Source organism: Planktosalinus sp. (assembly GCF_059864935.1).
In genome coordinates, this window is sequence record NZ_JCBCCK010000088.1 from 1 (window position 1) to 10,948 (window position 10,948).

General features: G+C 37.1%; 11 protein-coding genes. 3 read left to right on the plus strand and 8 right to left on the minus strand.

From position 1 onward, the window contains the following. Positions 1-9 precede the first annotated feature (9 nt). Positions 10-2,025 (plus strand): YfbK domain-containing protein, encoded by a 2,016-nt coding sequence (locus tag AC6F75_RS03925; RefSeq protein WP_500713651.1) that lies wholly within the window; start codon positions 10-12, stop codon positions 2,023-2,025. 5 nt (positions 2,026-2,030) lie between these two features. Here the strand turns inward: AC6F75_RS03925 and AC6F75_RS03930 are convergent, their stop codons facing one another. From AC6F75_RS03930 to gldB, 3 genes are read right to left on the minus strand one after another with little or no spacing between them, the layout of a single operon-like run. After that, positions 2,031-2,405, minus strand: a complete 375-nt coding sequence (locus tag AC6F75_RS03930; protein ID WP_500713641.1) for a GTPase — start codon at positions 2,403-2,405, stop codon at positions 2,031-2,033. Positions 2,406-2,423: 18 nt separating this feature from the next. Continuing rightward, positions 2,424-2,759 (minus strand): gliding motility protein GldC, encoded by a 336-nt coding sequence (gldC, locus tag AC6F75_RS03935; RefSeq protein ID WP_500713642.1) that lies wholly within the window; start codon positions 2,757-2,759, stop codon positions 2,424-2,426. Next, the gene (gldB, locus tag AC6F75_RS03940; RefSeq protein WP_500713643.1) at positions 2,759-3,721 is read right to left on the minus strand and encodes a gliding motility lipoprotein GldB; all 963 of its coding nucleotides are present in this window, start codon (positions 3,719-3,721) and stop codon (positions 2,759-2,761) included. The genes gldC and gldB overlap by 1 nt, the downstream gene beginning before the upstream one ends. A gap of 285 nt (positions 3,722-4,006) precedes the next feature. Between gldB and nadE the strand changes: the two genes are divergently transcribed. Both nadE and AC6F75_RS03950 read left to right on the plus strand, forming a co-directional pair. Beyond that, a complete protein-coding gene (gene nadE, locus AC6F75_RS03945) occupies positions 4,007-4,795 on the plus strand; it encodes an NAD(+) synthase (RefSeq protein WP_500713644.1) in 789 nt (262 codons plus the stop codon). 160 nt (positions 4,796-4,955) lie between these two features. Beyond that, positions 4,956-5,588 carry a response regulator gene (locus tag AC6F75_RS03950; RefSeq protein WP_500713645.1) on the plus strand — a complete coding sequence of 211 codons (633 nt, stop codon included), beginning with the start codon at positions 4,956-4,958 and terminating at the stop codon, positions 5,586-5,588. Between the two features lie 69 nt (positions 5,589-5,657). On the opposite strand, the gene dnaG is transcribed toward AC6F75_RS03950, so the two are convergent. The 5 genes from dnaG to AC6F75_RS03975 all read right to left on the minus strand — a co-directional run. Beyond that, the gene (gene dnaG / locus AC6F75_RS03955) at positions 5,658-7,631 is read right to left on the minus strand and encodes a DNA primase (RefSeq protein WP_500713646.1); all 1,974 of its coding nucleotides are present in this window, start codon (positions 7,629-7,631) and stop codon (positions 5,658-5,660) included. 95 nt (positions 7,632-7,726) lie between these two features. Next, complete coding sequence (locus tag AC6F75_RS03960) at positions 7,727-8,755, minus strand: porin family protein (RefSeq protein WP_500713647.1); 1,029 nt, start codon at positions 8,753-8,755, stop codon at positions 7,727-7,729. Positions 8,756-8,840: 85 nt separating this feature from the next. Continuing rightward, complete coding sequence (locus AC6F75_RS03965) at positions 8,841-9,542, minus strand: hypothetical protein (RefSeq protein WP_500713648.1); 702 nt, start codon at positions 9,540-9,542, stop codon at positions 8,841-8,843. Next, the gene (locus AC6F75_RS03970) at positions 9,529-10,089 is read right to left on the minus strand and encodes a sigma-70 family RNA polymerase sigma factor (RefSeq protein WP_500713649.1); all 561 of its coding nucleotides are present in this window, start codon (positions 10,087-10,089) and stop codon (positions 9,529-9,531) included. Before AC6F75_RS03970 ends, AC6F75_RS03965 begins: the two co-directional genes overlap by 14 nt. A gap of 59 nt (positions 10,090-10,148) precedes the next feature. Further along, a partial coding sequence (locus AC6F75_RS03975) for a polyprenyl synthetase family protein (RefSeq protein ID WP_500713650.1) occupies positions 10,149-10,948 on the minus strand: 800 nt, incomplete at its 5' end.

Consider the following 10,948-nt stretch of genomic DNA (forward strand, 5'->3'; position numbering starts at 1 on the left):
CCAGAGGATATGGAACAGGAAGAAACAAAAAAAGAAAAGAAAGTTGTTACTGAAATTACAAGGGAAACTGATCAACCTCAAGAAGACTTCTATAATGCCATAGCAGTTTCAGAATTGGAATCAGAAGGTATTTCAGAAAGAACTATCTCGGTACAAAAAGAAAATGACCCCAACCTCAACGCAGTTATAGCAGAGAAAGTAGTTGAAAGTAAGGTTTCAACTAAGACAATTACCGGCACTGTTACTGATTACTTGGGATTGCCTCTACCCGGAGTAAACATAGTAATTAAAAATACAACTACAGGCACTCAAACTGATTTTGACGGGAAATATTCACTCAACGTCAGTGTGGGCCAAACTTTAGTTTTCTCCTATGTAGGTTTTGAATCTCAGGAAGTAGAGGTAACAAGCTCAAATACAACAATCGATGTACAATTGGAAATGGGTGAAGAACTAAACCAGGTTGTAGTGACTGCTGTCGGCATTCAAAGAGAAAAAAGATCACTCGGATATGCTGTTACTGTATCAGATATGGAAAGCATTTCAGAAAGAACAATTACTAACCCTTCAAGATTACTTCCAGGAAAAGCCCCGGGCATAAAAATCACCCATACTGATAATGATCAGGAATCTTACGCAGGCTTCATTGAAAATCCTTTTGAAGGCGCATCTTACAATCCCGTATCAACCTTTTCAATAGATGTGGACAATGCTTCTTACACAAACATCAGAAGGTTTATAAACAATGGACAAACAGTGCCAAAAGACGCCGTTAGAATTGAAGAAATGATCAACTTTTTTAAGTATGATTATCCCCAGCCAAAATCAAAACATCCATTCACAATAAATACAGAGTACAGTGATGCTCCCTGGAATCCAAATCACAAGTTGTTGAAAATTGGCTTAAAAGGAAAAGACATCCCTACAAAAAACCTTCCAAAATCAAACTTTGTATTTTTAATTGACGTTTCCGGCTCTATGAACGCTCCCAATAGACTTCCCTTAGTTAAAAGTTCGATGAAAATACTGTTGGATGAACTTCGTGAAGACGATATGGTTTCCATAGTCTTTTATGCCAATAATGTGGGTGTATTGCTCGAGCCCACCAAAGCTTCCGAAAAAGAAAAAATAACTGAAGTAATTGACGGATTGCGCGCCAGTGGAGGCACCTCAGGAGGGGCCGGTCTTGAATTGGCCTATCAAATGGCGGAAAAAAACTTTATCAAAGGCGGGAACAACCGGATTATTCTGGCAACTGATGGCGACTTCAATATTGGAAGATCTTCTGATGAAGAAATGCAAAAGCTGATTGAGGAAAAACGTAAAAGCGGGGTTTTTCTAACGTGTTTGGGTTATGGAATGGGAAATTATAAAGATTCCAAAATGGAAATATTGGCCAATAAAGGCAATGGAAATTACGCCTATATCGACAACATTCAGGAAGCAAACCGCTTTCTTAGTAAAGAATTTAAAGGCAGTATGTTTACGATCGCTAAAGATGTAAAAATTCAAATTGAATTTAACCCAAAACACGTTCAGGCTTATCGTTTGATTGGTTATGAAAACAGAAAATTGCGAAATGAGGATTTTACAAATGATGCCATTGATGCCGGCGAACTGGGAAGTGGCCACACGGTAACAGCCTTTTATGAAATTATTCCTGTGGGTGTAAAAAGTGAGTTTTATGAAAATGATTTAGATTTAAAATATACTCAAAACACATCTAAGTCCAATAATTATGCAGACGAATTAGCGACCGTAAAATTCAGGTATAAAAAACCCGATGGAAAGAATAGTATTGAAATGGTTCACCCCATTACCAAAAATCCTGTAAAATTTGAAAATGCCTCAAAAGATTTCAAGTTTGCAAGTGCAGTAGCCTGGTTTGGCCTAAAACTTCGGGATTCAAAATTAGTCTCCAATAAGGAGAGTGAGGAAATACTTAAGCTTGCCAGAGAGGGACTCCATAATGATACAGACGGTTATAAAGCAGAATTTATTCGTTTAGTGGAAAGTGTAAAATAATTCAGTCAACCCTGAACAAGAGCGTGTCTTTCTAAAATTAACGCAATCAGTTCCTCGGGTTTATTTAAAAGGGTGAGTTCATCTGAAGCCACAAACAGCTCCAACTCACCCTTATTTTCGATCAAGACAACCGGAAGGTTAAACTTTGCCCCAAACTTTGACGCATACTGTTTTAAAAACTCATCCCGATGTAGAAACTCCATTGGAATGTCAACAGATTTCCTGAACTTTTTCCAGGTTTTATTTTCTGTAAAAACACCATAAGTGATGTCACATAAACTGCAATTGTATGTTAGAGGGCTAACAACTTTGTGAAAAGTATCCATCAGGGCATTTTTCTTACCGGAATCAGCGTTGTATATAAAAATTAATTTGCTCATCTTGCCTTGTGAAAAGGGTTATTTTTTAATCTCCAATTTTTCGGCAAAATACTCTGTGAAATCACGCATCGTTGCACTCATTTTTTCATCGTTGGTAGCGCGTTCAAAGGTGTCTGCCATTGCAGTTAAGGTTTGATGAAAAAAAATTTTCATTTCATCAAGGGGCATGTCCTTGGTCCAAAGGTCAATACGCAAAGATTCTTTGTTGCCACTGTCCCAAACCGAAAGCATTAATGCTTTGGTCTCTTTATGGTTGATTCCGCCGTCTGCAGCCGTCCAGTATAGTTTTTCGGGAATTTTATTTTCGTCGAGGGTAACATCAATTTCAATAGTGGACTGGTGTGTTTTGCTCATTATCTTCTGGGTTTAAATCTTGAATTTTTATAAATTTCTTCCCCGCTAAGGGTTAATAATTGCTTTAAATCAATTTCGTTATTTTTTGCGTAAGCACGCACAATTTGCCAGCCCATATACTGCCCCAGACTTCCGGGAGACTCGTTATCAAGTTCGAGATAAAACTTAGAGAAAGGCGCGATATTTATAAACCTTGAAGCCAGTTGAGGATCTGTACTAAACAGCAATTCCCTTTCAACAAAATAACGCCATATTTCCATTTCATTGGCTTTTGCCCAATCTAGTTCATCTTCTGTATAACCAAAAACCCTGTGTTCGTCATAAATCGGCATCAGCAGTTCTTTCAGGTAAGCTATTTTTCCGTAATAGACCATCAATTCCATAAAAGTCCTGCTTTTGGGAGGCGTAATATACCGTTCTGAAATGGCTTCGGCAATTTCAGGTGTTAATTGCCCGGGAATCATATTTTTGGCTATGTATCTGTGGATATCCGCATAAAAAAAGTGGTCGGTTCCCAAAAAATTATCCAATCCAACAACAACAAGGCTATCTGCATAAATCACTTTGTTTCTGTAGTCCACATCTGAAATGAGTGTTACAATTTCAGGCTCCCGAAACTCGGGGAAATAGTATTTCAAATGCTGAAACAACAAAGTGATTTCATCTTCAAACTCACTAAAATCCGAAAACACATTGGCTACTTCTTCCTCCAGTTGTTTTTGAAGCGTGTCTTGTGATTTTTGAATCCAAATGCTATCAGGGTAGTGTTCAGGGAATAAATAAGGATATGTTTCTTTGAGTTGTTTTAGATTTTCGGGTGTTGCTTTTGCGAATTTCTCATCAAAGCGGTCAATTTTAACGTTGACGTCAATTGCCAAAACTTCCTCTTTTACTTTTTTTTCGGATGTACAGGAATAAATGAAAATCAAAACCAAAAAAAGAAAGGGTAAAATACGGTTCATATTTAAAAAAGTTTGCTTTGCATAGTTTTAACGAAAGTATCACCTATTAATTTTATCTTTATGGCCTCAGTACACGATAAAATTCCATTTCGCAGGATTTTCCTCGATTTGTTTCTCCTTCCGCCAGTCGGCGGATGAAATCGAGGAAAATCAGGCTCCCGCCTTTGGCGGGTTGGGGCAAAGCTGATTTTCCGACTAATTAGTGCTATTTCAAATTTTGTCGTGTGCTAAATTTAACCCTTATTAGGCTGCAAAAATAAGATTAACTAAAATACTTTAACTACAATGCAAACAGAAAAAGTTGTTAAACATATTGTAAACTGGCTGAAAGACTATGCCACGCAAGCCGGCATGGAAGGTTTTGTTATTGGAATAAGCGGGGGAATTGACAGTGCAGTAACATCTGCACTATGTGCACAAACAGGTTTGAGAACCTTGTGTGTAGAGATGCCTATACATCAGGCAAAAAGCCAGATGGACAGAGGGAAAGAGCATATAGAAACATTAAAGAAAAAATATACCAATGTCACTGATGTAGAAGTTGACTTGACACCGGTTTTTGAAACATTTAAAACTCAGGTTCCCGTGGAAAAAAACAGCCCGAATCTTGATTTGTCACTGGCCAATACCCGGGCGCGATTGAGAATGACCACTCTGTATTATTTTGCAGGACTTCATAAATACCTAGTTGCCGGGACAGGAAATAAAGTGGAAGATTTTGGTGTGGGGTTTTTTACCAAATATGGTGACGGCGGTGTAGATTTAAGTCCGATTGCAGATTTAATGAAAAGTGAAGTCTATAAAATTGGCCGGTTCTTACAAATACAGGAGTCCATTTTAAAGGCAAAACCCACAGACGGACTCTTTGGTGACAACCGCAGTGATGAAGACCAATTGGGTGCCAGTTATGATGAACTTGAGTGGGCCATGAAATTGGACGAAGAAGGAGCCACTTCAAATGACTTTAGTGGAAGAAAACAAGAAGTTTTTACTATTTACAAAAGGTTAAACACTATCAATCAACACAAAATAAACCCAATTCCCGTTTGTAAAATACCTCAAGAATTCAAATAGTAATGTATTTTAACGAATTTTAAAGAAGTTAAACGAAAAGTGAAACGTTCAACGACCTTATTTTATACATTTGATTTTTGTAGTAATTTATTTACAAAATATTTTTTGATTCCTACAAAAAAAAGTGATGAAATTCTAACAAAAAGTCAATCTCACAATTATGACAACAATTATCATAGCAGACCATCACCCCATGACCCGTAAGGGAATTTCTTGCCTACTTAAAAAAAATACAGATTATAATATTATTGACAAGGTAAATAACGGAGAGGAGATGTTTAAATCCTTACGGAAGCAACTTCCTGATATTTTAATCATGGAAATTGATATGCCTCAGGTTAATGGCATTACTGTTCTAAGGACAATCAAAGCCGAATTTCCTGAACTTAGGGTCTTGATTTATTCTTGTCATCCTGAAGAGATTTATGCCCTTCGTTCGATTAAATCAGGTGCTTCTGCTTATGTTTCCAAAACAGCTTCTACAAAGTTATTTACCAAAGCTTTGAAGAAAGTAGCAAAAGGCGGTGTCTATTTGAATGATGATTTAACAACCACCTTTACAAGCAGAAACGTTGGTGAAAGCAGCATTTTGAGTCGGTATAAAAAACTTTCCTCCAGGGAAATTGAAGTACTGAATCTACTTTCAAACGGTAAACGAAACAAGGACATTGCCAATGCACTTGAAATCAATGAAAAAACAGTGAGCACATACAAAACACGATTGCTCAAAAAATTAAAAGTAGATAATCTGGCTGATTTGATTCACCAATCCAGAATGTTTCAGTTTAGCTGAACTATAGACTTCAGTTTATTAAAGTTCAAACAAAACATCAAAGTGTTGCTTAATTAAGTAACGCTTTTTTTATTCAAACCTTCTCACAACCGTTTCCAGTTTTCGCGAAAGCACCACTTCCAGTTTTTTATATTCCTGTATGGTTTGAAGTAACTCCTGTTTTTCTTCATCCTCTTTTTGATTGATGTCCTCAGCCATACTGTTGATTTGCCGGCCTATTAAAAGTTTTCTGAGATGTAAAATGGTTTCATTTAAAAATTGAGAAGCAGACTGTTTTTTTCCTTTTACATAAATATCCTTTCGTTCCCAATTGTGCAGCTCATATTTTTCTTCCTCCATAAAAATATCAGTGATGATTTTGGCTTTTTCAAACTCAAGTTTTGCGACAAAAGTGTCGCTGTTTAATGGGGCCTCATTTTGAAAATTCTCAATAATCGTATTATAAAGCTCCTGAAAAATTGGATTTGTAAACTCTACCTCATCCTGCTGAAGGTCCAGAAAAACCTTTTCATGAACATTCATTTCCCTTTTGTCCGGCACATAAATTACCTCACCTTCTTCGTTGGTTTTCATAATGATATCATCAGTTGTAATGGTATCATTTCCATAAAGCAACAACAATTCAAGAATTTTTAATTCCAACTGAAACTTGACGTCAATTTTCTCAGCTGTTCTTGCTTGGTTGACCACCTCAAAGGGTTTTTCCTGCTGTTGATGTGTAGCTTTGGATTGCTCCTTATTTCTTTTGGAAATGATTTGTGCCGCACTGTTAAACAACACTTCTTCTGAAATATCCATGATTCTTGAACACTCCCTGATGTAAACTTCCCTTTTAATCACATCCGGGATTTTTGAAATGCTCATAACAATTTCCCTGATGGTATCGGCTTTTTTTATGGGGTCGTTTTTGGTGTCCTTTACAAGTACAGAGGCTTTAAAGCTGATAAAATCCTTGGCGTTTTCTTCTAAGTATAGGGTGAGTTCTTCCAGTGAATTTTTTCTGGCAAAACTATCTGGGTCTTCTCCTTCAGGAAAGGTGCAGATTTTTACATTCATCCCCTGTTCTAAAATCAAATCGACACCGCGCAGCGATGCGCGCAATCCGGCTTCATCGCCATCAAACAGTAAGGTGATGTTTGGTGTCAACCTGTTTATTAGCCTGATTTGGTCTTCGGTCAATGCCGTGCCCGATGAAGAAACCACATTGTGAATGCCCTTTTGGGCAAACTGAATCACGTCAGTATATCCTTCCACCAGATAACAATTGTCTTCTTTGGCAATGGATTGCTTGGCGTGAAATATTCCGTAAAGCACTTTGCTTTTGTGGTAAATATCGCTTTCAGGTGAGTTGAGGTATTTGGCGGCTTTTTTATCGTTGGTCAAAATGCGTCCACCAAAGCCCAGTGTTCTTCCACTCATACTCAAAATTGGAAACATCACCCGGCCTTTAAAGCGGTCGAACTTTTTATCTTCTTTGACGATGGTCAAACCGGTTTTTTCAAGAAATTCTAGCTTATACCCTTTATCCAACGCCTCATTGGTAAATGCATCCCAGGAATTGGGTGAATAACCCAGTTCAAACTTTTTGATGGTTTCTTCAGTAAAACCACGCTCTTTGAAATATGAATAACCAATGGCTTTGCCTTCTTCAGCATTTAATAGTGTTTGATGAAAATAATTTTTAGCAAAATCACTCACTAAATACAAGCTTTCCTTTTCGTTGGCCTGTTCTTTTTCTTCATCGGTTTGTTCGGTTTCTTCGATTTCGATACCGTATTTTTTTGCCAGGAATTTGATGGCTTCGGGATAAGTAAAATGTTCATGCTCCATCAAAAAAGCTACGACGTTCCCTCCTTTTCCGCTTGAAAAATCTTTCCAGATTTGTTTTACGGGCGAAACCATAAAGCTGGGGGTGCGCTCATTGGAAAACGGACTCAGGCCTTTATAGTTGCTCCCGGATTTTTTAAGTTGCACAAAATCACCAATCACCTCCTCAACACGGGCGGTTTCAAATACTTGGTCTATGGTGGATTTTGAAATCAAGAATATCTATTTTTGGAGGAAAATTTAAAAAAGTAAAGTTACTTATTTTCTGAAAAGAAAGTAAGTAACTTTTGAACAATAATTGAGTGGCGTAGCTAATCCAAATCAAAACGCAGTCCTAAAGAAATGTTGCGCTGCTCAATAGGGTTGTTTTTAAAAATGGGGTTTAAGTCATATTTTAAATATAAGGCTGCATATTGCCAGCCCATATAAGCACTTAAACCGTAAATGAAATCATTGCTGTCAAATTGGTTTTTTGATTTTTCTTTGATTTTGTCGCCGTCAAAATTGTATTTTAATTTTTGGATGGTGTTTAAATTGAACCCTGCATAACCTCCCAAGCCAATTCTAAATTGCTTTCTTGTGGAATACCTTATAGAATTTTCCTTTTCAACTTTTTTAGATGGTCCCAATTCAATATGTACAGGAAATACCAGATTGTCCATCCTGAATTTGGATTTGTTGAGTTTTTGAGGAAAAGTTTCCAAAACGGTTTCATTGCCTTCATTCACAAAAATCCTGTTGTCAGTGGGTTTTAGGCCGTTGAACTGAAAAGAGAAGCCATATTTAATTCTTAAAAAATTGCTGTTGTTAAGCACGCGTGTTTTCCAAGACCAACCCAATTCTGCAAAACGGCTTCCACCAATTTTAAAATCAGAATCACCCAGTCCTTCACCTTCAGTAATGACATTGTTTAAACCAAAAGCAAATACAAAATCGTTTGAGGTGCGTCGGTCATATTTTCGGCTTTTTGGAGTACTTACTTGAACAATGTTACCCTTGCCTCCAATTTGAATTATAGTGCCTCCTTTTTGTGATTCTTGAACATCATTGCGTAGTTTAAGCGCAGTTTCATTTTCCAAAATTGCAATTCTGTTTTCAATATTCAAAGCATGTTTTTCAGCCAGTTGTTGTTTTAAAGATGATGCTTCCTCATAGGAAATTTCTTCGGCATCAAGCCTTTTGTTAATTTTTTCAACTTCAAGGCGTAAAGCTTCACGCTCTTCGCTCATTATGATTTCTTTTTGATTTTCAAGATCTGAAGTGTTTTCATCTTGTGCACAAAGTTTTGCGTACAAACTGAGAAAAAGTAAGATTGATAAATAAATTGCAAAATTTTTCATAGTTGATTGATTTGTTTTTTCCTTTACCGGTACCTCAAGCCGAGATACCGATAAAAGAATGATTGATGAATGAATTATTGATTGTTTATTGATTTCTATTTGCCAGGGCATCCTTTGAATGATTAAACCCATCCTTAAGCAGTTCAAAAACGCGTTCGCGGAAAGAACGTTCTACTTCAAATTCTACTTCTTCCAAAAGCTGGTTTGCTGAAATTTTATCTTTATTTTGCATTTGATTTGCCCTTATCTCAAACAGTGCCTGTTCCAGTAAAATATCAACTTCTGCTTCTTTCACGTTTGTGATTATTATTTTTTCTACTGTTTCAGCAATGGCTTCGTCAATTTCATAAGGCTGCAACTTTTCTTTCAAAACTTTTTTGGTTCCGGAAGACTCAACAACCAGCTCAGGTGTATTCTCCAAAACTGGCTGGGTTACTTTTTTTGGCTTAATTCTTTCTTCTTCTTTTATATCTTGATTTGTTATGCTTTCTATCATCTGTGAAGGCTCACCTAAAAGTTTTTCTTCTGTGTCCAAGATAATCTCAGTATCGTTTTCAGTAACCTGAATCTGTGGATTGGTTGTAGCTTTATTAAAAATGAGATTTACCAATAAAATTCCACCGACAAATGAAGCTGCAACGCCCAACCACCAATAATACACCGGTATGTTTTTTTTGTACTTTTTGTCCAGTTTCGAACGCAACTGTTCCCAGCTTTTTGTAGAGGGTTCCAAGGTTCTTTGCTCCAACTGTTTTTTTATTTGTTTGTCAAAATTAGTTGTTTCCATGTGCTGTGGATTTACTTATTTTTAATTTTTCCTGTAGCATTTTTCGTGCTTTGTGCAATTGCGACTTTGAGGTGCCTTCTGTAATGTTCAGCATTGCTGCAATTTCATCGTGTTTAAACCCTTCAATTGCAAAGAGGTTAAACACCATTTTATAGCCTTCGGGCAGCTCGTCAATGGCTTGCTGAATGTATTGAGTGTCATACTTCCATTGTATTTCATTATGTTCGATATTTTCATCAGCAACATCATCCTGAAAAACCACTTTTGATTTTTTTCTCAAGCAGTCAATGCATTGTCTTACCATTATTCGTCTTACCCAACCTTCAAAACTTCCTTGGTTTTTAAATTCTTTTAAGTTCGTAAACATCTTAAAAAAACCATCGAGCATAACTTCTTCAGCTTGTTGACTATCATTGATGTACATCCGGCAAACACTTAGCATTTTTGGCGAGAAAGTCTGATACAAGACATGCTGTGCCTGCCTGTTGTTTTTTGCAGCCTCACTGATGAGTTGTGTTTGGTTTTTATGAATATGGATGATTTTCAATTTCCTAAGGACTTCTATTTATAGAGACGTAAATTTAAGAAGAAAGGTTGCCCGGAAATTTATTTTTTTCGGTCAATCACATAATTGACCATCAGGATCAGGGATTCTTTGTAAGGGGATTCAGGATAAGAATTTAAAATGCCAAGTGCTTGCTGCTGAAAAGATTTCATTTTTGAAACGGCATAATCAAGCCCCCCGGAGGATTTGACAAATGTGATGACTTCCTTCACCCTTTTAGTGTTTTTGTTGTGATTTTTTACTGAATTGATCAGCCAGTTTTTTTCCTTTTCGGTGCAGTTGTTTAACGTAAAAATAAGCGGAAGCGTCATTTTTTGTTCCTTGATGTCGATGCCGGTGGGTTTCCCTATTTTTTCATTTCCGTAATCAAACAAATCGTCTTTGATTTGAAAGGCCATGCCAATAAGTTCACCAAAGTGCCTCATTTTTTCTACTTCTTCATCGTCAGCATTTACTGAGCGGGCACCCATAGCACAACAAGCAGCAATGAGTGTGGCCGTTTTTTGACGGATGATTTCATAATATATCTCTTCAGTAATATCGAGTTTTCTTGCTTTTTCAATTTGAAGCAACTCACCTTCACTCATTTCCCTTACGGCCACCGAAATGATTTGTAACAAATCAAAATCGCCATTGTCAATAGAAAGCAACAAGCCTTTTGAAAGTAAATAATCCCCAACAAGTACCGCAATTTTGTTTTTCCACAGCGCATTGATGGAGAAAAAGCCGCGCCGGCGATTGCTGTCGTCAACAACGTCATCGTGAACCAAAGTTGCGGTGTGTATCAATTCAATGACCGAGGCCCCTCGATAAGTGCGTTCTTCCACCTGACCTTCATTGA

Coding starts and splice junctions, on each gene's coding strand:
- AC6F75_RS03925 (WP_500713651.1), top strand. CDS start 10: ATGGAACAGGAAGAAACAAAAAAAGAAAAGAAAGTTGTTACTGAAATT.
- AC6F75_RS03930 (WP_500713641.1), bottom strand. CDS start 2,405: ATGAGCAAATTAATTTTTATATACAACGCTGATTCCGGTAAGAAAAAT.
- gldC (WP_500713642.1), bottom strand. CDS start 2,759: ATGAGCAAAACACACCAGTCCACTATTGAAATTGATGTTACCCTCGAC.
- gldB (WP_500713643.1), bottom strand. CDS start 3,721: ATGAACCGTATTTTACCCTTTCTTTTTTTGGTTTTGATTTTCATTTAT.
- nadE (WP_500713644.1), top strand. CDS start 4,007: ATGCAAACAGAAAAAGTTGTTAAACATATTGTAAACTGGCTGAAAGAC.
- AC6F75_RS03950 (WP_500713645.1), top strand. CDS start 4,956: ATGACAACAATTATCATAGCAGACCATCACCCCATGACCCGTAAGGGA.
- AC6F75_RS03960 (WP_500713647.1), bottom strand. CDS start 8,755: ATGAAAAATTTTGCAATTTATTTATCAATCTTACTTTTTCTCAGTTTG.
- AC6F75_RS03965 (WP_500713648.1), bottom strand. CDS start 9,542: ATGGAAACAACTAATTTTGACAAACAAATAAAAAAACAGTTGGAGCAA.